21 protein-coding genes are annotated in these 20,478 nt (G+C 63.4%); 19 read left to right on the forward strand and 2 right to left on the reverse strand.

All coding sequences use genetic code 11. From position 1 onward, the window contains the following. Nucleotides 1-5 precede the first annotated feature (5 nt). The 4 genes from NKI24_RS17195 (at nt 6) to NKI24_RS17210 (ending at nt 3,508) form a co-directional block, all read left to right on the forward strand. On the forward strand, nt 6-839 hold the full coding sequence (locus NKI24_RS17195; protein WP_254816190.1) for an ABC transporter ATP-binding protein: 834 nt from the start codon (nt 6-8) through the stop codon (nt 837-839). Further along, nucleotides 836-1,585 (forward strand): ABC transporter ATP-binding protein, encoded by a 750-nt coding sequence (locus NKI24_RS17200; RefSeq protein WP_352746894.1) that lies wholly within the window; start codon nt 836-838, stop codon nt 1,583-1,585. The genes NKI24_RS17195 and NKI24_RS17200 overlap by 4 nt, the downstream gene beginning before the upstream one ends. Further along, nucleotides 1,582-1,944 (forward strand): hypothetical protein, encoded by a 363-nt coding sequence (locus NKI24_RS17205; protein WP_352746897.1) that lies wholly within the window; start codon nt 1,582-1,584, stop codon nt 1,942-1,944. Before NKI24_RS17200 ends, NKI24_RS17205 begins: the two co-directional genes overlap by 4 nt. Nucleotides 1,945-2,230: 286 nt before the next feature. Further along, nucleotides 2,231-3,508 carry a 4-aminobutyrate--2-oxoglutarate transaminase gene (locus NKI24_RS17210; RefSeq protein ID WP_352448587.1) on the forward strand — a complete coding sequence of 426 codons (1,278 nt, stop codon included), beginning with the start codon at nt 2,231-2,233 and terminating at the stop codon, nt 3,506-3,508. A 63-nt stretch (nt 3,509-3,571) separates the two neighbouring features. Here the strand turns inward: NKI24_RS17210 and NKI24_RS17215 are convergent, their stop codons facing one another. After that, nucleotides 3,572-4,174, reverse strand: coding sequence for a sulfotransferase family protein (locus NKI24_RS17215; RefSeq protein ID WP_084643033.1), 603 nt, complete (start codon nt 4,172-4,174; stop codon nt 3,572-3,574). Nucleotides 4,175-4,286: 112 nt separating this feature from the next. Then, complete coding sequence (locus NKI24_RS17220) at nt 4,287-5,540, reverse strand: NAD(P)/FAD-dependent oxidoreductase (protein WP_352746900.1); 1,254 nt, start codon at nt 5,538-5,540, stop codon at nt 4,287-4,289. Nucleotides 5,541-5,954: 414 nt separating this feature from the next. On the opposite strand from NKI24_RS17220, the gene NKI24_RS17225 reads away from it, so the two are divergent. From NKI24_RS17225 to lnt, 15 genes are all read left to right on the forward strand, one after another. After that, complete coding sequence (locus NKI24_RS17225) at nt 5,955-7,247, forward strand: imelysin family protein (RefSeq protein WP_502901468.1); 1,293 nt, start codon at nt 5,955-5,957, stop codon at nt 7,245-7,247. A gap of 56 nt (nt 7,248-7,303) precedes the next feature. Next, on the forward strand, nt 7,304-7,615 hold the full coding sequence (locus NKI24_RS17230; protein ID WP_023676882.1) for a (2Fe-2S)-binding protein: 312 nt from the start codon (nt 7,304-7,306) through the stop codon (nt 7,613-7,615). Further along, nucleotides 7,581-8,066 carry a bacterioferritin gene (gene bfr / locus NKI24_RS17235; RefSeq protein WP_023676883.1) on the forward strand — a complete coding sequence of 162 codons (486 nt, stop codon included), beginning with the start codon at nt 7,581-7,583 and terminating at the stop codon, nt 8,064-8,066. The genes NKI24_RS17230 and bfr overlap by 35 nt, the downstream gene beginning before the upstream one ends. 12 nt (nt 8,067-8,078) lie before the next feature. Beyond that, on the forward strand, nt 8,079-9,677 hold the full coding sequence (locus NKI24_RS17240; RefSeq protein WP_352448589.1) for a di-heme oxidoreductase family protein: 1,599 nt from the start codon (nt 8,079-8,081) through the stop codon (nt 9,675-9,677). Beyond that, the gene (locus tag NKI24_RS17245) at nt 9,677-10,750 is read left to right on the forward strand and encodes an imelysin family protein (protein WP_352746903.1); all 1,074 of its coding nucleotides are present in this window, start codon (nt 9,677-9,679) and stop codon (nt 10,748-10,750) included. Before NKI24_RS17240 ends, NKI24_RS17245 begins: the two co-directional genes overlap by 1 nt. A 2-nt stretch (nt 10,751-10,752) precedes the next feature. Next, on the forward strand, nt 10,753-11,859 hold the full coding sequence (locus tag NKI24_RS17250) for a DUF1513 domain-containing protein (RefSeq protein WP_352448591.1): 1,107 nt from the start codon (nt 10,753-10,755) through the stop codon (nt 11,857-11,859). 160 nt (nt 11,860-12,019) lie between these two features. Next, nucleotides 12,020-12,802 (forward strand): tRNA (adenosine(37)-N6)-threonylcarbamoyltransferase complex dimerization subunit type 1 TsaB, encoded by a 783-nt coding sequence (tsaB, locus tag NKI24_RS17255; protein ID WP_352448592.1) that lies wholly within the window; start codon nt 12,020-12,022, stop codon nt 12,800-12,802. Further along, on the forward strand, nt 12,802-13,296 hold the full coding sequence (gene rimI, locus NKI24_RS17260; RefSeq protein ID WP_352448593.1) for a ribosomal protein S18-alanine N-acetyltransferase: 495 nt from the start codon (nt 12,802-12,804) through the stop codon (nt 13,294-13,296). Before tsaB ends, rimI begins: the two co-directional genes overlap by 1 nt. Nucleotides 13,297-13,317: 21 nt before the next feature. Further along, entirely contained in the window at nt 13,318-14,118 is an 801-nt protein-coding gene (gene olsA / locus NKI24_RS17265; RefSeq protein WP_352448594.1) for a lyso-ornithine lipid O-acyltransferase, read from the forward strand. Nucleotides 14,119-14,181: 63 nt separating this feature from the next. Beyond that, nucleotides 14,182-15,591 carry a tRNA (N6-isopentenyl adenosine(37)-C2)-methylthiotransferase MiaB gene (gene miaB, locus NKI24_RS17270; RefSeq protein ID WP_352746908.1) on the forward strand — a complete coding sequence of 470 codons (1,410 nt, stop codon included), beginning with the start codon at nt 14,182-14,184 and terminating at the stop codon, nt 15,589-15,591. A 26-nt stretch (nt 15,592-15,617) separates the two neighbouring features. Continuing rightward, nucleotides 15,618-16,667, forward strand: coding sequence for a PhoH family protein (locus NKI24_RS17275; protein WP_023676891.1), 1,050 nt, complete (start codon nt 15,618-15,620; stop codon nt 16,665-16,667). A 17-nt stretch (nt 16,668-16,684) separates the two neighbouring features. Continuing rightward, nucleotides 16,685-17,182 carry an rRNA maturation RNase YbeY gene (gene ybeY / locus NKI24_RS17280; RefSeq protein ID WP_352746911.1) on the forward strand — a complete coding sequence of 166 codons (498 nt, stop codon included), beginning with the start codon at nt 16,685-16,687 and terminating at the stop codon, nt 17,180-17,182. A 28-nt stretch (nt 17,183-17,210) separates the two neighbouring features. Then, nucleotides 17,211-18,284, forward strand: a complete 1,074-nt coding sequence (locus NKI24_RS17285; protein ID WP_352448597.1) for a hemolysin family protein — start codon at nt 17,211-17,213, stop codon at nt 18,282-18,284. Between the two features lie 17 nt (nt 18,285-18,301). Beyond that, on the forward strand, nt 18,302-18,772 hold the full coding sequence (locus NKI24_RS17290; protein WP_352448598.1) for a VOC family protein: 471 nt from the start codon (nt 18,302-18,304) through the stop codon (nt 18,770-18,772). A gap of 87 nt (nt 18,773-18,859) precedes the next feature. Beyond that, nucleotides 18,860-20,446 carry an apolipoprotein N-acyltransferase gene (gene lnt, locus NKI24_RS17295; RefSeq protein WP_352746914.1) on the forward strand — a complete coding sequence of 529 codons (1,587 nt, stop codon included), beginning with the start codon at nt 18,860-18,862 and terminating at the stop codon, nt 20,444-20,446. Nucleotides 20,447-20,478: the final 32 nt, after the last annotated feature.

The following is a 20,478-nucleotide window of genomic DNA, read 5'->3' on the forward strand; positions in this document are numbered from 1 at the left end:
GACCAATGAGCACGCTTCTCGAAGTCGACGACCTGCGCGTCACCTTCCCGACGCGCACCGGCCTGATCGAGGCGGTGCGCGGCGTCTCCTTCTCGCTCGGCCGCGAGCGGCTCGGCATTGTTGGCGAGAGCGGTTCGGGCAAGTCGCAGACCGGCCGCGCCATCATGGGCGTCACCCCGCCGCAGGCCGAGGTGACCGCGAAGACGCTCGCTTTTGACGGCATCGACCTGCTGGCCGCCTCGCCGCGCGAGCGCCGCGCGCTGCGCGGCAAGCGTATCGCCATGATCCTGCAGGATCCGAAATATTCGCTCGACCCGGTGATGAGCATCGGCCGCCAGATCGTCGAGACGCTGCGCACGCATGAGAAGGTCTCCAAGGCCGAAGCCCGCGACCGCGCGCTGGCCATGCTGGAGGCTGTGCAGATCCGCGATCCGGCCCGTGTCTTCGACCTGCATCCGCACGAGGTTTCCGGCGGCATGGGCCAGCGCGCCATGATCGCCATGATGCTGATCGCCGGGCCGGAAATGATGATCGCCGACGAGCCGACCTCGGCACTCGACGTCACTGTCCAGCTCGACGTGCTCGGCATCCTCGACCGGCTGGTCAGCGAGCGCGGCATGGGGCTGATCTTCATCTCGCACGATCTGCGCCTGGTCTCGTCCTTCTGTGATCGTGTCATCGTCATGTATGCCGGCAAGGTGGTCGAACAGCTCAAAGCCTCGGAGCTCGGCCGCGCCCAGCATCCCTATACGCGCGGCCTGCTCAACTGCATGCCCAAGATCGGCGCCGACCGTCACCCGCTGCCGGTGCTCGACCGCAAGCCGGAGTGGGCGGCATGACGGCAGCCCTTTCCGTCGACAGGCTGGAGGTGGTCTTCGACCGCTTCCGCGCGTTGAAAGGCGTCAGCCTCGAGGTCGAATCCGGTGAATCCTTCGGCCTGGTCGGCGAGTCCGGCTCCGGCAAGTCGACGTTGCTCAGGGCAATCGCCGGCCTGGCGCCGGCCGCATCAGGCACCATCGCGGTCAACGGCAAAACGCTCGGCGCGCGTCGCGACAAGGCGTTTTACCGCGAGGTGCAGATGGTCTTCCAGGACCCGTACGGTTCGCTGCACCCGCGCCAGACCGTCGACCGCCTGCTGCAGGAGCCGCTCGCCATTCACGGCTTCGCCGACGGCGAAAAGCGCATCCAGCGGGCACTCGAAGAGGTCGGCCTCGGCACCGGGTTCCGTTTTCGCTATTCGCATCAATTGTCCGGCGGTCAGCGCCAGCGCGTGGCGATCGCCCGCGCCCTGATTCTGGAACCGTCGATCCTGCTGCTCGACGAGCCGACCTCGGCGCTCGACGCTTCGGTGCAGGCGGAGGTGCTGAACCTGCTGGAAGAGCTCAGGCGCCGCCGCAAGCTGACCTTCCTGATGGTCAGCCACGACCTAGCCATCATCACCCACATGTGCGAGCGGCTGATGGTGATGCAGAACGGCGAGGCGGTCGAGCACCTCAGCGCCGGCGACCTCGTCGATCGCCGCGTCACCAAGGACTACACGCGCAATCTGCTGAGGGCGAGCGAGGGGTTTGTGAGAACCGCTTGAAGCTTCTCACCGTGCGCAGGACCAACTGTCTTCGGGAGATTCCCAAGCAGCAATGGACGTTCCCAGACCCGCCCAATGTCGCGGTGTTTTTGGATCGGGTCATAATTACCCGCGGCGACTGGATTGCACACGTCTCGCATGACGATGACGACGGCAGTTGGCAATTCCACAACAGCGAAATTGGACCTGTTGACGAAGGCGACATAATGATTGTCAGCTTGCAAAACGTTGTGCAGCGGGATGAAAGTATCCTTGCGTTGGCCGACTTGCCGGAAGGCTGGCATGCTTGGCGCGAGTCAAAATCGTCGCCATGGCAGCGAGCCAGGTCGCGCCCTGTACCCTCCAACGATAACGAATGATCCGGCAAAGCCTTAAGTCGGACCTTGCACCGGTTCGCCGGTCTCCAAAACGGGTAGCTCGTTCCAGCCTTTCGGCTCCTTGACCTGAACCACGCCGCATAGCGCGCCGGCAGGAACAGCAGCATGATCGCTGCGCCGGCGATAGTGCCGGCCATCATCGCGTAGCTGCCGGACCGCAGGCCCAATCGCCCGCCGCCAGTGCCAACTTGAGGAAAACCTGAAATAAGCCCAGAAGAGTATCAACAGCCATCAAACGAGAGCGGGCGCCGGCCCGGTGAGGGATACGATGACAAATTCAGCCATTTCCGAACGCAAGAGCCAGTCGATTTCGCGCGGCGTCGGCATGACCACTCAGATCTATGCCGATCGCGCCGAAAACTCGGAGATCTGGGATGTGGAAGGCCGCCGCTACATCGATTTCTCGTCCGGCATCGCCGTCGTCAACACCGGCCACCGTCACCCCAGGGTGATCGAAGCGGTCAAGGCGCAGCTCGACCGCTTCACCCACACCTGCTATCAGGTCGTGCCCTATGAGAGCTATATCAGGCTGGCCGAACGGCTGAATGGCATGCTGCCTGGCAAGTTCGACAAGAAGACGATTTTTGTCACCACCGGCGCCGAGGCGGTCGAGAACGCGATCAAGATTGCGCGCAACGCCACCGGCCGGCCGGCCGTCATCGCTTTTTCCGGCGGCTTTCACGGCCGCACCTTCATGGGTATGGCGCTGACCGGCAAGGTCGTGCCCTACAAGGTCGGCTTCGGCGCCATGCCGGCCGATGTCTTCCATGCACCGTTCCCGGTGGCGCTGCACGGCGTCTCGGTCGCCGATTCGCTGGCGGCGCTCGACCGGCTGTTCAAGGCCGATGTCGATCCGGCCCGCGTAGCCGCCATCATCGTCGAGCCGGTCCAGGGCGAGGGTGGCTTCTACGAGGCGCCGCGCGACTTCATGACCGCATTGCGCAAGATCTGCGACCAGCACGGCATGCTGCTGATCGCCGACGAGGTGCAGACCGGCTTTGCCCGCACCGGCAAGATGTTCGCCATGGACCACCACGAGGTGGCGGCCGACATCACCACCATGGCCAAGAGCCTGGCCGGCGGCTTCCCGTTGGCGGCGGTCACCGGGCGTGCCGAGATCATGGATGCGCCGAACCCCGGCGGACTCGGCGGCACCTATGGCGGCAGCCCGATCGGCGTCGCCGCGGCGCATGCCGTGCTCGACGTCATCGACGAGGAGAAGCTCTGCGACCGCGCCAACACGCTGGGCAACCGTCTGAAGCAGCGCCTGCAAGCGATCCGCGACGAAGCCCCGGAAATCGTCGATATCAGAGGCCCCGGCTTCATGAACGCGGTCGAGTTCAACGATGTGACGAAGGGGCTGCCGTCGCCGGAACTCGCCAATGCGGTCCGGCTGAAGGCGCTCGACAAGGGCCTGATCCTGCTGACCTGCGGCGTCTACGGCAACGTCATCCGCTTCCTCGCGCCGATCACCATCCAGGACGGAGTCATGAACGAGGCGCTCGACATCCTGGAAAGTTCGATCCGCGAGGCCCGCGCCGCCTGAGCGGCGAGGATATCGCCTAGGATTCAACTGCGGCGAAGGCCGAGATAGGTGGCAAGCCGCCGTTCAACGCCCTATGCGAGCACGAAATTCGGCAGTCGAATTGGTGCGTGGAAACGGTTCGGAAGGCAACTGTACACCGAGAAAGGCACAAAGCGGCTCCCACCCTTCGGAGGCCTGATAAGTAAGAAGGCGTTCAGGTGGCAGCGTTGATTTCACGGAAGCGTTATGTGCTTCATAGACAGCGATTGCGTGATCACGGTTATCAAATCGACCGCCAAAGACAGTGTTTCCAACCACCGCCACACCAAAGGACTGTGGATCATTGGTAGCAGCATCCATCGTGAGCCCTATTGTTTGCGCCATGCTGTCATACCAGGCTTCCGGGTCACGAACTGTCAGGATAACCTTTGCATGAGGGTAGTGGTCACTCACTTCGCGCCAAAAATGCGCCGTTGGCCAATCGACCGCGGAAAGATAGCCGGCATATGCCGCATCCCAGGTCGGGAGTTGTCCCTGGCCGGCGGCGCGCCACAGCGCCTTCTGCTCGGGATTGGCGTGGACATCTGCCATGTGATGACACGGCCCGAACCCAAGATGCTCCAACGCGAGCTTCAGCGAATATGTGCCAGTGCGACCCATGCCTGCGCCAATGACATATAGAGCCATGAGCACCCCCCGACGAATTTCAATTGGTCAAAATACCGCTGTTTCCTTTACTTCGCTATATGTTTTGAAGCTCCCGGTCGAACTCGGTCATTCAGGGTGATTGGGTTTGATCTTATCCTGCCGCGCGGGCCGGCTCTGCCTGCTGGAAGGCGGCGAGCGCGGCCTTCAGCCCGTCGGGCCCGGTCGCGACAATCTGCGGCGACGGCGAAAAGCCGGCGCCGAGCATCTTGCGGCCAAGCATGTGGTCGCCGGGCCGGTTGACCGATTCGATGCCGAGCAGCCGGCTTCCAGCATAGTGGTAGATGGAGAATTTGTTCTCGGCCACGTCGCCCAGCACGACATGGCTGTCGCCACCCGCAATCAGGCCGACCATCTGCAGCTTCATGTCACCGATATCGGACCAGAACCACGGCACCGCCGAGTAATTGTCGGTGTGGCCGGCGATGGTGCGTGCGGCGAGCCGCGCCTGGTCAGTGGCGTTCTGCACCGATTCCAGCCGCACGTCGCCGCCGGTGAACCAGTGCCGGTAAGACGCCGCGTCGCCGATGGCGAGGATTTCCGGCACCGACGTGCGCATCTGCTGGTCGACGCGGATGCCGTTGGCGATGGCAATGCCGGCGGCTTCGGCCAGTTCGACATTCGGCACGACGCCGATGCCGATGACGACCATCTGCGCCGGCAATCTTTCGCCGGATGAGGTGATTGCAGCCGAAACACGGCCGTTCTCGTCCTCCAGCCGTTCGATGGTGGTGCCGGTAAGGATGCGCACACCGGTGGCCTCCAGCCGCTGGCGCACATGGCCGGCGATGACCGGTGCCACGGCGCGGCCGAGCAGCCGGTCGACCGCCTCGACCACCGTAACCTTGCGGCCTGCCGCGGTGAGCGTCGCGGCAATCTCCAGGCCGATGAAGCCGCCGCCGAGGATGACGACCTCCTCGCTTTGCGCGCTCAATTCGCGGATCAGGCGGGCATCGCCGAGCGAGCGCAGCGACACAACGCCGGAAAGCTCCGAACCCGGCAGCGGCAGCAGGCGCGGCCGCGCGCCGGTGGCGAGGATCAGCCGGTCAAACGGCAACACACCGCCGCCCGATATCTCCAGCCTGCGGCCGCCTACGTCGATCCGCTCGACCCGGATGCCTGGCCGGAAGTCGATGGCGCTGCCGGTATAAAAAGCCTCGCCGCGCAACGGCTGCGGCTTTGCTTGCTGATCCTTGATGAAGGTCTTCGACAGCGGCGGCTTGTGGTAGGGCAATTCGTTTTCGTCGCCGACCAGGATCACCGGGCCGTCATAGCCTTCTTCGCGCAGGCTGGCGGCCGCTTGCACGCCCGCATGACCCGCACCGACAATGACGACCCCGTTCTTCATAACAGCCCGATTCCTCATCCAAATCTAGGACGTCTCGCCAGGTGGCGATTGTCCGGCGCCGCCGCAAGAGCGCCGATCCGGGTCGCACCCGGAACGGCCGCCTGTCAACTGCGTCATGCGCCGGCATTCCTCATACGTCGGTGTTAAAGTTGACAGTTCTAGTTTAGAATAATTCTAAACTATTGTTTCAATTGAATTTTTTCTACGCCACCAGTTGACATCCGGCGTCTTCGCCGTTTTATGGAAGCTCGCGCGTCAGCGCATCCCTTTGATGTCTGGGCCTTGAACCCTTTCGATTGGAGGCATTTCGGTGTCTTTCTTCCGCGATGGCGCGACCCTTCTTTGCCCGCTGGCAGCTGCCCGCCGAGGCGCCGGCATTTCATTGATTCCCGAGGAGAGACAATCATGAGAACGATGATCACGGCACGGTATGGCGGCAGGCTTGCGGCGATCGGCGCCACCGCAATGCTGACGGCGGCCGTGTTCGTGCTGCCGGCCAAGGCGCAAACCGATGCCAAGGCGGTCATCAAGACCTATTCCGACATTGCGCTCGCCAAATACGAGGATTCGCTGATCGCGGCCGAGGCGCTCGACAAGGCTGTCGATGCGCTGCTCGCCAAGCCATCTGCCGAAACGCTGAACGCCGCCCGCGAGGCCTGGAAGGCATCGCGCGTTCCCTATCAGCAGACCGAGGTCTATCGCTTCGGCAATGCCATCGTCGACGACTGGGAAGGCAAGGTGAACTCCTGGCCGCTCGACGAAGGCTTGATCGACTATGTCGCCAAGAGCTACGGCACTGAGTCGGACGCCAACGCGCTCTACACCGCCAATGTGATCGCCAACAAGTCGATCGAGATCAACGGCAAGAAGGTCGACGCCACCGACCTGACGCCGGAGTTCCTCTCCGGCACCCTGCAGGAGGCCGGCGGTATCGAGGCCAATGTGGCGACCGGCTATCACGCGATCGAATTCCTGCTTTGGGGTCAGGACTTACACGGCACCGGTCCGGGCGCCGGCGAACGGCCCTACACCGATTACGACCTCGCCAATTGCACCGGCGGCAATTGCGACCGCCGCGGACAGTATCTGAAATCGGCGAGCGACCTTCTGGTTTCCGATCTAAAGGATATGGTCGACGACTGGAAGGAAGGCGGCGCCGCCCGCAAGAACCTTGTCGATGGCGAGCCGAACGCCGCCATTTCGACCATCTTCACCGGCATGGGCTCGCTGTCCTATGGCGAGCTCGCCGGAGAGCGGATGAAGCTCGGCCTCTTGTTGCACGACCCGGAAGAGGAGCACGATTGCTTCTCCGACAATACCTACAACTCCCATCTTTACGATGCGATCGGCATCCGTGCCGCCTATCATGGCAGCTACAAGCGGCTCGACGGCACTGTCGTCGAGGGGCCGTCGGTCGCCGACATGGTCAAGGCGGCCGACCCGGCGGTTGACAAGGAATTGTCGGACAAACTGGACGTCACCGTCGCCAAGATGGAGGCCATCAAGGCACGGGCGCTTGCCGGCGAGGCCTATGACCAGCAGATCGGAGAAGGCAACACGGAAGGCAATGCCACTGTGCAGGCGGCGATCGACGCGCTGGTCGATCAGACCAAGTCGATCGAACGCGCCGTCGGTACCCTGAAGCTCAATGCGATAGCCTTCGAGGGCTCGGACAGCCTCGATTCACCGGACAAGGTGTTCCAATAGACTATCGAAACCACCAGCCACGCGACGCAACGAAGCGCCGTTAGCCAGAGCGACAAATGCTGATCTGCCATTGCAACATCATCACCGAAAAGGAGATAGAGCAGACGATCGTCGGACTGCTGGATGAGGACCCCTGGCAGCTGATCGTGCCGGCGAAGGTCTATCACGCCATGCACAAGCGCGGTCGCTGTTGCGGCTGCTTCCCAAATGTGGTCGAAACGATCATTCGGGTCACCGAAAATTACCATGCCCGCTCGGCGGCGAGTGGCGTGGACATCGTTTCACACCTGGATCGCGTCAGAGGCCTGCGCGTCCAATACGGGAGCAGAACCCATGAAAGGCGAACAGCAGATCATAGAGCGGCTTAACGAGGCTCTGTTTCTGGAACTTGGGGCGGTCAATCAATACTGGGTGCATTTCCGGCTGCTGGAAGACTGGGGATATGCCAAGCTAGCGAAGAAGGAACGCGCTGAATCGATCGAGGAAATGCACCATGCCGACCGGCTCGTGGCGCGCATCATCTTCCTCGAGGGCCATCCGAACCTGCAGTCCGTGGCACCGCTGCGCATCGGGCAGAATGTCAAGGAAGTGCTCGAATCCGATCTTGCCGGCGAATATGACGCGCGCACCGCCTACAAGCGTTCGCGCGAGGTTTGTAACGAAGCAGGCGACTACGTGACGATGAAGCTGTTCGAGGAATTGCTGGCTGACGAGGAAGGTCACATCGACTTCCTCGAGACGCAACTCGACCTGCTCGCCTCGATCGGCGAAGAAAAGTACGGCCAACTCAACGCAGCGTCGGCCGACGAGGCGGAATAAGGACATGCCGGAATGCGGCGCCCCCTAGATTTCATGCGCCGCTTGCGGCCGGCCGAGCATTGTGGCCTGCCGCCTCCGCGATACGGTATCCTTCGCGGCGCCTTTCTTGCCGTGGTGGCGACGCTCACAGCCTCGGCGCTGGCCGGGGCGCCGCAACCGGCGGGGCTTGCCACCAGCCGCACGGATCTGACGCCGAAGGATCTGGCGCGCGTCATCGCCATCACCAGGCCGACCAGCGATTTCTCCAAGCCCGAGCAATTCGAGCTGATGCAGGGCGGCGCCGGCACCTCGAAGAAGGACGTCAACAAGGACGCCTTCTCGCAATCCTCCGCCAACATCAGCTTCGAGGAAGAGGGTACCTTCAAGCTCGGCAATGCCATTTTCCGCAAGAACTGGGTGTCCTCGCCATCCTCGACACAAGCCTCGGATGGGCTCGGTCCGCTGTTCAACGAGCGCGCCTGCCAGAACTGTCATCTGAAGGACGGTCGCGGCCATCCGCCCGAAGGCGACAGCGGCACCACCTCGATGTTCCTGCGCCTGGCAAGGGAAGCCAGTACCGAGGAGGAGAAAGCCGCGCTCGCCGATCACAAGGTGCTCAACTTTCCCGACCCGGTCTATGGCACGCAGCTGCAGGAATTGGCCGTTCCCGGCCTGCAGGGCGAAGGCAGGATGCATGTCGACTATCAGGACGAGAAGGTGAAATTGGCGGACGGCAGCACGGTGTCGCTGCGCAAGCCGAGCTATTCGGTCGACGGTCTCGCCTACGGGCCGCTCGATCCGCACACCACGCTGTCGCCGCGCATGACACCGCCGATGATCGGTCTTGGCCTGGTCGAGCAGATCGCTCCTGCCGACATCCTTGCGCGTGCCGATGCGGCCGACCGCGATGGTGACGGGATTTCCGGCAGGCCAAACATAATACGCGACGCCAGCAGCGGTGAACTGACGCTCGGCCGTTTCGGCTGGAAGGCGCAGGCGGCATCGATCCGCCAGCAATCGGCGGACGCTTTTGCCGGCGATATCGGCATTTCGACGCCTGAGGTGCCGAAGCACTGGGGCGATTGCAGCGCCGCGGAAAAGACCTGCCTTGCCCTACCTAACGGTGTACAGGAGCGCCTCGGTCCGGTCGAAGCGCCGCCGCCGGTCATGGACCTCGTGACCTTCTATTCGCAAAACCTTGCTGTGCCGGCCCGGCGCGATCTCGACAGACCGGACGTGCTCGCCGGCAAAAAACTGTTCTACGATATGGGCTGCATCTCCTGCCATACGCCGAAATTTGTCACCCGTCGCGGCACCCCGAACAAGGCGCAGGCCTTCCAGCTGATCTGGCCTTATTCCGATTTCCTGCTGCATGACATGGGACCCGGTCTTGCCGACGGACAGGCGGTGGGCGAGGCCACGGGAAGCGAATGGCGCACGCCGCCACTGTGGGGCATCGGGCTCACCCAGACTGTCAGCGGCAACACCTTCTTCCTGCATGACGGGCGCGCACGAAGCCTGGCCGAGGCGATTCTGTGGCATGGCGGCGAGGGCCAGAAGGCGCGTGACCGCTTTGCCGCTGCCGATGCCGCCGACCGCGCCGCGCTGATCAAGTTTCTGGAGTCGCTCTGATGCGGAAGCGTCTTGCATTCGCTCTGATGCTGGTCCTCGCCGGTGCGCTGCCGGCATCCGCGGCGGTGAAGGCTTCGGATGTGATCCAGCGGGCGATCGACGGCTTCGTCCGCCCGGCCTATGCCAGACTGCATGACCATGCGGACAGCTTGGCCAAGACCATGCACGCGCTTTGCCAAGCGCCCTCGCGAGACAATCTCGATGCGGCACGCGCCGAGTTCGCCGGTGTCGTGGATGCCTGGTCGGTGGTGGAAATCATCCGTTTCGGGCCGATCGCGGAAAACAACCGGCTTGAGCGCATGCTGTTTTGGCCGGACCGCAAGAGCATCGGCCTGAAGCAGGTGCAGGCGGCACTTGCCGGCAAGGATCCGACAGCCGCCGATCCGGCCCAGCTGGCTACAAAGAGCGTCGCCATGCAAGGGCTCGGCGCACTGGAATTCGTCCTCTACGGCGACGGAGCCGGTCAATTGGTCGGCAGGGACGACGCCTATCGCTGCGCCTACGGTGCGGCCATTGCCGGCAATGTCGAGACGATTGCCGGCGAGGTTGGCGATACCTGGAACGAGCCCAACGGCTTTGCCGCGCTCTGGGCCAATCCGGGTCCGCAGAACGCGCTCTACCACGACGGAACTGAAGCGGTGACCGAACTGGTCGGCGTCTTCATCAACGAGCTGGAAATGGTCCGCGACGTACGCCTGAAAGGCTTCCTGGGCGCCAAGCCGGAGGCCGACAAACCGAAACAGGCGATCTATTGGCGCTCGCAAAACACCGCCCGCTCGCTGACCGGGAATCTGGCGGGCATGGACACGCTGTTCCAGGCCTCGCAGCTTGGCGACGCGCTGCCGGCCGATGCGCGCTGGATGGCAGAATCGGTCCACATCCAGCTCACCAACGGGATCGAGGCGGCCAAGGCGATCAGGGGACCGATCGACAAGGCACTTGCCGATCCGGCGCTGCGCCAGAAGCTCGACTATTTCTCGCTGGTGACATCCAGCCTGACGACCCTGATCGGCACCAGGCTGACCGCCGAATTCGGCCTGACCGCCGGGTTCTCGTCATTGGATGGCGACTGATCATGAGGACGCCGCTGATCGATCGGCGCGATTTCCTGAGGGCCGCAGGCGCTGGTTTCGTAGCGGCGATGGCGCCGTCGGCCTGGGCAAAGACACTCGACGCCGACTCGGTCTTCGCCACCGCTTTCGTCAAGCGCGACGGCAGCTATGGCGCGGCCGTCCTGTCCGAGGCCGGCAAGTTGTTGCACACGATCGATCTGCCCGATCGGGGCCACGACGTTACCTTCGACCCGGTGTCCAAGCGTTCGGTGGTGTTTGCCAGGCAGCCGGGCACCTTTGCTGTCGTCTTCGACCATACCGGCCGCGATGAACCGCAGACCGTTGCCAGCGTTGCCGGCCGGCATTTCTTCGGCCACGGCGTGTTCTCGGCCGACGGTACGCTGCTCTACGCCACCGAGAACGATTTCGACAATGCCGCCGGCGTCGTCGGCGTCTATGACGCGCATGCGAAATTCAAGCGCATCGGCGAGTTCCCGACCTACGGCATAGGCCCACACGAGCTTTTGCTGCTTTCCGACGGCAGGACGATTGCTGTGGCTAATGGCGGCATCGAGACGCATCCGGATTATGGCCGCGCCGAGCTCAACATCGCAACGATGCGGCCATCCTACGTGCTGGTCGACCGTCTCACGGGCGATCTCACCGAAAAGCACGAATTGCCGCCGGCGCTGCACCAATTGTCGATCCGCCATATGGATGCCGACCGGTCCGGCACCGTCTGGTTCGGCTGCCAGTACAGGGGGCCGGGCACCGATCGTCCCCCGCTGCTCGGCCGCGCGCCGCCGGGCAAGGACTTGAAATTGCTCGACATGTCGCAGGACGTGCTCTCGGCCTTCAGGAACTATATCGGCTCGGTCGCCGCCAACCCTGCCGCCGGCACTATCGCCGTGTCTTCGCCTGAGGGCAATTCGCTCGCCGTGATCGACACGGCCAGCGGCCGCATCGTCGCCACCAAGGCGCTGGTCGAGGTTTGCGGCGTTGCAGCCGATGGGGAAAGCTTCATGGCGACGACCGGCGCCGGCGAAATCATCGAAGCCGGTGGTGCGACCCGTTCCGAGCCGGACTATGTCTGGGATAATCACGTGCTGCGTATCGAGCAGATCGGCTAGTCCTGGCACCGATTTGTGGCAGTTACGTTCGTCGAAACTTACCGTCTTGAACCTGAGCCGAAGCAAAGTCGCCTGACGATTTATCCATTATGCCCTTGCGGTGATGAGCCCTGGCGGGCAGAGGGAAGCTGTTTTCGAAACTGTCTCAACCGGCCGCTTCATGAATTTACTTGCCATCGACTGTGCCGCCAATCTCTGCGCCGCCTGCGTCTACGACGCGGCGGCTGGGAAGGAACTCGGCCGTTCGGTGATCGATCTTGGCAAGGGCCATGCGGAACATTTGATGGCCGTGATCGAGGGAGCATTGAAGGCGGCTGGAACCGATTATGCCAGCCTCGGCGCCATTGCCGTTTCCACCGGTCCGGGCTCCTTCACCGGTCTGCGCGTCGGCGTCTCGGCGGCGCGCGGCCTTGCGCTGGCGCTGAAAATCCCGGCGATCGGCGTGACGACTCTGGAGGCCCTGGCGGCGCAAGCGAGAGCGGCATTTCCCGGTCGCGCCGTGCTCGCCGCGCTCGATGCAGGGCGCGAGGAAATCCATGCGGCACTCTACGATGAAGCATCCGTTTTGATTTACGGTCCCTCGGTGACCACGCTCTCGCAAGCCGCCGCCATCGCGGTTGACAGCTCCGCGGTTCTCGCCGGTACGGCGGCAACGCAAATTGCCGCCTCGGCCGGGCGCGCCTTCGACGTCGGCGCGACAGCGGCCACCGCCGACATCGCCGTCTATGCCCGGCTGGCCGCCGCCCAACGTGCCGGTAAAAAGGGCAAGGGCGAAAAGCCGAAACCGCTCTATCTGCGCGGCGCCGACGCAAAGCCTCAGGGACTGCGCGGCGCCGACGCAAAGCCTCAGGGAGGCTTTATTCTATCGAGGCAAGACCATGATCCCAAAAAGTGGAAACCGGTTTTGGGAAAAGATCATGGTCCAAACGGAAACAAGTCCTGATGCGCATTCCCTTCCTCCAGTCGCGCCGCAGGGACTATGCGCTCGAGCCGTTGACGGTTGCCGATAGCGCGGCCATGTCGGTGCTGCATCGCGAGGATTTCGCGCGGCCGTGGACCGACGACGAATTCGCCGCGCTGCTCGAGCAGGACACGGTGTTCGGCTATGCCGCGCGCGAGACCGGACAGGGTGCCAAGCCGCCGGTCGGCTTCGTGCTGGCGCGGCTGGCGGCCGGCGAGGGGGAGATCCTGACGGTCGCGGTGGCACGCTCGCATCGGCGCCGGGGGCTCGGCTGGCAATTGATGGATGCGGTGCTGCGTGAACTGCACGCACAGCGCGCCGAGGCGCTTTTCCTGGAGGTCGACGAGACCAATGTCGCCGCGACCGCGCTCTACCGGCGGTTCGGCTTCCGCGAAGTCGGCAAGCGTGCCAACTATTACAAGTCGCCGGAGCACGGCCCGACCGGCGCGCTTGTCATGCGCCGCGATCTTCGTTAGCCAAACGCCGGGGTGGTGCGGATGATCGGAAAAATCAGGATTTTCCTGGCGCTGGGGCTGGTTGTCGTCGGCTCGCTGGTGCTTGTGCCGCTGCAGATCTTGTCGATGCGGACCGGGCTCTGGCGCGAGACCTTCATCCTGAAAATCTGGCACAGGATGATTGTCAGGACGCTGGGGCTGCGCATCCATGTCAAGGGAGCGCTGTCCGGCCAGCGCCCATTGCTGATTGCTGCCAACCACATCTCCTGGACCGACATCATGGTGCTGGGGTCGATGGTCGACGTGACGTTCATCGCCAGGGCCGATATGGCCGGCTGGCCGTTGATCGGCATGCTGTCGAAGCTGCAGCGCACGGTATTCATCGAACGTGAGCGCAAGCGTTCGTCGGGCGACCAGGCCAGCGAGATCGCCGACCGCATGGCCAAGGGCGACGCCATGGTGCTGTTCGCCGAAGGCTCGACCGGCGACGGCAACATGATCCTGCCGTTCAAGAGCACGCTGTTCGGCGCCGCCACAATGGCGATTGCGGAAGGGGCGGCCGAACAGGTCTTCATCCAGCCGGTGGCGATCGTCTATACGCGCCTGCATGGCGTGCCGCTCGGCCGCCGGCATCGGCCGGTTGCCGCCTGGATCGGCGACGAGGAGCTGATGCCGCACCTCAAGGTGCTGATGGCCGAGGGCGCCCTCGACGTCGAGGTGCATTTTGGCGAGGCGATTGCTTTCTCCAAGGGCTCAAGCCGCAAGGAGACGGCAAAGCAGATGGAACGCCAGGTGCGCGAGATGGTGCAGGCGGCGCTCGCCGAACCGCGTCCGAGCCGGTAGGCTGCGCAGGTCCCGGCCAGATTCGTCTGTTTTTTGTCGGGGAAAGGCGCTAGAAGCCGCGAAATGGAATTGAACACGATAGAACGCGACGACATCGGCGCTGCCGCCGAAAACCTGGTCGTTCCGCCTGCCGCGACCAGAAAGGTCTTCGTCAAGACCTATGGCTGCCAGATGAACGTTTACGATTCGCAGCGCATGACCGATGCGCTGGCGGCCGACGGCTATGCCGCGACAGACGCTATCGGCGAGGCCGATCTGGTGCTGCTCAACACCTGCCACATCCGCGAGAAAGCGGCGGAAAAGGTCTATTCCGAACTTGGGCGCATCCGTGAGTTGAAGGCCGAGCGTGCAAAGGCCGGGCGCGAAATGCTGGTCGGCGTCGCCGGCTGCGTGGCGCAGGCCGAGGGTGCCGAGATCATCCGCCGCTCGCCGGCCGTCGACCTGGTCATCGGCCCGCAGACCTACCACCGGCTGCCCGGTGTGCTGGCGAGGTCGCGTGGCGGCGAAAAGATCGTCGAGACCGACTATGCCGTCGAGGACAAGTTCGAGTATCTGCCGCAGCCGAAGCGCGCCGAACTGATCAGGCGCGGCGTGACGGCGTTCTTGACCGTTCAGGAAGGCTGCGACAAGTTCTGCACCTTCTGTGTCGTGCCCTATACGCGCGGCTCGGAAGTCTCGCGGCCGGTCGCACAGATCGTCGCCGAGGCCGAGCGCCTGGCAGATGCCGGCGTGCGCGAGGTGACGCTGCTCGGCCAGAACGTCAATGCCTGGCATGGAAGAGGCGAAAACGGCGAGGAATGGGGCCTTGGCCGGCTGCTGTTCAGGCTGGCCGAGATTCCAGGCCTGGCGCGGCTGCGCTACACAACCAGTCATCCGCGCGACATGGACGATGAATTGATCGCCGCCCATCGTGATTTGCCGACGCTGATGCCCTATCTACATTTACCGGTGCAGTCCGGCTCCGACCACATACTCAAGGCGATGAACCGCAGGCATATGGCCAAAGACTATCTGACGTTGATCGACCGCATCCGTGCCGCACGGAACGATATTGCACTGTCGGGCGATTTTATTGTCGGCTTTCCCGGCGAGACGGAAGACGATTTCGAGGCGACCATGCAGTTGGTCGAAGACGTCAACTATGCCTCGGCCTTTTCGTTCAAATATTCGCCGCGCCCCGGCACGCCGGGCGCCGAGATGAGCGATCACGTGCCGGAGGCCGTCAAGGACGAGCGCCTGCAGCGGCTGCAGGCGCTGCTGCTGAAACAGCAGCAGGATTTCGGCACCAGCCTGATCGGCAGGACCATCGACACGCTGATCGAAAAGCCGGGCCGCCAGGCCGGCCAGAAGGTTGGCCGCTCGCCCTGGCTGCAGCCGGTTATTGTTGATGAAAAGGCCGGCGAAATCGGTGACATTATCCAGGTACGAATCACGAAGACGGGCTACAACAGCCTGTTCGCCGAATTGGCCTGAAGGTCTCGGCAGATGAGGAGAGACGGTTGAGCGCTGCTGAAGTGAAGAACCTGCCCCAGAACCTACCCTCGGGGGCCTCGGATATCGCGCACATCGTACTGACTTTCGACAACAACAAGCTTGCCAGCGCCCTTTACGGCCAGTTCGACGAGAATCTGGCCCGACTCGAGCAGAAGCTCGGCGTCGATATCCGCTCGCGCGGCAATCAATTGACCATCAAGGGCTCTTCCTCGGCCGCCGAGCAGGCACGCCGCGCCTTGGACAATCTTTACGGCATTCTGCAGAAAGGCACCGACATCGGCCAGTCCGATGTCGATGGCGCCGTGCGCATGGCGATCGCCAGCGACGATCAGCTGACGCTGCCGACGCTGGAGCGCAAGGGCAAGGTGTCCGCCGCCCAGATATCGACGCGCAAGAAGACGATCTATGCCCGCTCGCTGAACCAAGACGCCTACATGCGCGCGCTGGAGCGGTCGGAACTCGTCTTCGGCATCGGCCCGGCCGGCACCGGAAAGACCTATCTGGCGGTGGCGCATGCGGCAATGCTGCTCGAACGCGGCATGGTCGAACGCATCGTGCTGTCGCGCCCCGCGGTCGAGGCCGGCGAACGGCTTGGCTTTCTGCCGGGTGACATGAAGGAGAAGGTCGATCCCTATCTGCGGCCGCTCTATGACGCGCTCTACGACATGATGCCGGCCGACAAGGTCGAGCGGGCGATTGCCGCAGAGGTCATCGAGATCGCGCCGCTGGCGTTCATGCGCGGCCGTACGCTGGCGCACGCTGCCGTCATACTCGACGAGGCGCAGAACACCACGCCGATGCAGATGAAGATGTTCCTGACCCGGCTCGGCGAGAACTCGCGCATGATCGTCACCGGTGATCCGACCCAGATCGATCTGCCGCCAAACACCAAGTCCGGCCTGGTCGAGGCGCTGAGAATCCTCGACGGCGTCACCGGCATGGTGACGGTCCGCTTCAACGAAGGCGACGTCGTCAGGCATCCGCTGGTCGCCGAGATCGTCAAGGCCTACGACCGGGACGGCAAGCTGGCCAGGGGTTTGGGTGTCGAAAGCTGATACGATTATGCGGCCGCATGGCTGAGGAGCAAAAGGCGGGGGGACCGCTTCCCGTCGAAATCGATATCGCGATCGAGGCGGGCGACTGGCCCGACGAGACGACGCTGACGCGGCTGGTCGACCACGCCGTCTCGGCCGCCTTTGCCGAAACCGGTGCCGACGGGCGTTCCGAGCTCAGCATCGTCTTTTCCGACGATGCCCGTATCGGCACGCTCAATGCCGGCTGGCGCGGCAAGGACAAGCCGACCAACGTCCTGTCTTTTCCCGCTTTTCCGTTTGCCAGGGGCGGGCCTCTGCCGCCGATGCTCGGCGACATCGTGCTGGCCGCCGAGACTGTCGCGCGCGAGGCGGCACTGGAAGACAAGCCCATCGAGGACCATATCTCCCATCTCGTCATCCATGGCCTGCTGCATTTGCTGGGCTATGATCACGAAACCGATGCCGAAGCGGAACTGATGGAAGCGACAGAGCGCGCAGCACTTGCGAGGCTTGCCATTCCCGATCCCTACACGTAATTACAAAAGACCAATTGACCGGACGATGATGAACGACAAACCAGAGACTGCCGCCCGCTCCGACGCCGGCAGTGTGATCAAGCCTTCCGAAACGACGGAAGAGGGCTCGAGTCCGAGTACCACGACCGGCAGCTTCGCCAGCGAGGCATCGCCTGCCGGTCCTTCCCTGTTCGATCGCGTGCTCGGGCTTTTCAGGCACCGCAACGGCACCAGCCTGCGCGAGGAGATTGCCGGTGCGCTTGCCGAAACGGCGAGCGATGCAGAATCCTTCTCGCCCGGCGAACGCGCCATGCTTAACAACATCCTGCGCCTGCGCGAAGTGCGCGTCGAGGACGTCATGGTGCCGCGCGCCGACATCGAGGCGGTCGAGATCACCACGAAGCTGGGTGATCTTCTGGGGCTGTTCGAGCAGTCCGGCCATTCCCGCATGCCGGTCTATTCGGAGACGCTCGACGATCCGCGCGGCATGGTTCATATCCGCGACGTGCTGGCGCACATCACCAAGGTCGCCCGCGTCAGAAAGGGCAGGACGACCAGGAAAACTCCGGTCGCGACGGTTCTCGATCTCGCCCAGGTCGATCTGGCGCGCACCATCGGCGATCTCAACCTGATCCGACCGGTGCTGTTCGTGCCGCCGTCGATGCTCGCCTCCGACCTGATGGGGCGGATGCAGACGACGCGGACCCAGATGGCTTTGGTCATCGACGAATATGGCGGTACTGACGGTCTCGTCTCGCTCGAGGACATCGTCGAGATGGTGGTCGGCGACATCGAGGACGAGCATGACGAGGACGAGCCGATGATCACCCAGGCCGGTGAAGGCGTCTTCATCGTCGACGGCAAGGCCGAGATCGACGATGTCGCCAAGATGATCGGCGAGGATTTCGCCGCCGGCGAGCACGGCGAATATGTCGACACGATCGGCGGCATGATCTTCAACACGCTTGGCCGGGTGCCGGCGCGCGGCGAAGTGGTGCAGGCCATACCCGGCTTCGAGTTCCATGTGCTCGACGCCGATCCGCGCCGCGTCAAGCGCGTGCGCATCGTCGAGACCCTGAAGGGCGAGCGCCGCCGCCGCGCCGTCCGCACCGAGCAGGCTTGAAGGACGCGGCTTGCCCGATGCCGGTTGAGGACCCGTTCAAGCACTCAACCTTGGGCTCGGGTGTCTTCTACCAGAATCCGCGGGCCGCATTGACATGGCTTGAAAAGGCTTTCGGCTTCGAGCCGAGCATGGTGGTCAGCGATGCTAATGGCAGGCTCGTCCATTCCGAGATGCGGTTCGGCGACGACTATATCATCGTCGATTCCGAATGGGCCGACCATATAGCCAGCCCGGCTTCAGTTGCAGGCAAGAACACGCAGTCGGTCTATGTACGCCTGAAGGACGGGATAGATGCCCACTGCGATCGTGCAAGGGCGGCGGGAGCCGAGATCGTCGAGGAGCCTGCCGACCAGCTCTACGGTGAACGGCAGTACAGGGCGCGCGATCCTGAAGGCCATGTCTGGACCTTTTCCCAGACTGTCCGCTCCGTCCCGCGCGAAGAGGCTGAGCGGCTGGGCGGGCTGAAGATACAAGGCTGGCATCGATAGCTATGAGCGGACTAGGTCGCCCGGTTTGGAGCCAAGCCCGCAGCCTGATAAATCTTGCTTCCTGATTCGCACGACTCGGAAGCATAGATGGAGCGCCAGGCCGGCCGGATAATTCTGCTTTGGGGCTGGCGGCGCGCGCTGGTGGCGTTTCTTGCCGGCGCGCTGGCGGTTCTTGCCCAGGCGCCGTACGATTTCTTCGCCGTCTGTTTCGTTTCGTTTCCCCTGCTGGTGTGGCTACTCGACGGCGCGACCGGCGAAGCCTCGGACGGTTTTCTGCGACGCTTGCTGCCGGCTTTCGCCATCGGCTGGTGGTTCGGTTTCGGCTACTTTCTTGCCGGTCTCTGGTGGGTCGGCTCGGCGCTTCTGGTCGAGGCCGACAGCTTCGCCTGGGCCTTGCCGTTCGCGGTGGTCGGCATCCCCCTCGCGCTCGCCTTCTTCTATGGCTTCGCCGCCGTGGTCGCCCGGCTGTTGTGGAGCAATGACATCGGCCGCATCGCGGCACTTGCCTTCGGCTTTGCCTTGGCGGAATGGCTGCGCGGCTTCCTGTTCACCGGCTTTCCCTGGAATGCCGTCGGCTATGCGGCGATGCCGGTGCCTTTGCTGATGCAGAGCGTATCGGTGACCGGCATGGTCGGCATGAACGCGCTTGCGGTCTTCGTCTTTGCGCTGCCGGCGCTGCTTGCGGCGCGCCGGCATCTCCGCCTCGGCGCGGCATTGCTTGTCGTTCTCGTCGCCGCCCATGCCGGCTTCGGCTATATCCGGCTCGCCGCCCCCGAAAAGCCGGCCGCCCGCAGCCTTGACGTCCGTATAGTGCAGCCTGCCGTCGACCTTACGGAAAAATGGGATACCTCGGTGCGTGACCGCATCTTCGCCACCATGATGGGGCTTTCGGCCAAGGCGCCGGAACCCGGCCATGACAGGCCGCAATTGATCCTGTGGCCGGAGACGTCCGTGCCGTTTCTATTCACCGAACGTCCGGATGCCCTGCCTGCGATCGGAGAGATGCTTGGCGATGGCCAGATGCTGGTCGCCGGCGTCGTTCGCGAGGAAGGCGGCTCGGCGGCCGGCAGCCGTTACTACAACTCTGTGGTGGCGATCGACGAAAGGGGCGAAATCGTCGATGCCGTCGACAAGGTCCACCTGGTACCCTTCGGCGAATACCTGCCTTTCGCCGATCTGCTCGGCCGCTTCGGGCTTGAGCAGCTTGTTGCCGGTCCAATGACCTTCGCGGCGGGCAATGAGCGGCATCCGATCGCGCTGCCCGGCGGTATCCGGGCGCTGCCGTTTATTTGCTATGAGGTCATCTTTCCCGATCTGGTCGCAGTTGACGCAACGTCAGCCGAGCTTATTGTGAACGTCACCAATGACGCCTGGTTCGGCGACACGCCGGGGCCGTACCAGCACTTCAGGCAGGCGCAGATCCGGGCGGTGGAGAATGGGGTGCCCCTGTTGCGCGCGGCTAATAACGGCATTTCGGCCGTTGTCGACCCGCGCGGTCGCATCGTTGACGCGCTGGCAATCGATGCACGCGGCGCGATCGATGTGCGTGTGCCGATCTCCAACACAGCCATCGTTTCCTCCGGCCAACGACGCATTAACGGAATGCTGATCATGTTTTTGCTTGCCGTTGCGGCATGCATTTTGAACGTAAGGCAAAGGCTACGGGCGAATTGACAGCCGACACATTAGAAACTCATACTGTAAGC

The organism is Mesorhizobium sp. M0701 (assembly GCF_040320365.1).
Taxonomy (GTDB): Bacteria; Pseudomonadota; Alphaproteobacteria; order Rhizobiales; family Rhizobiaceae; genus Mesorhizobium.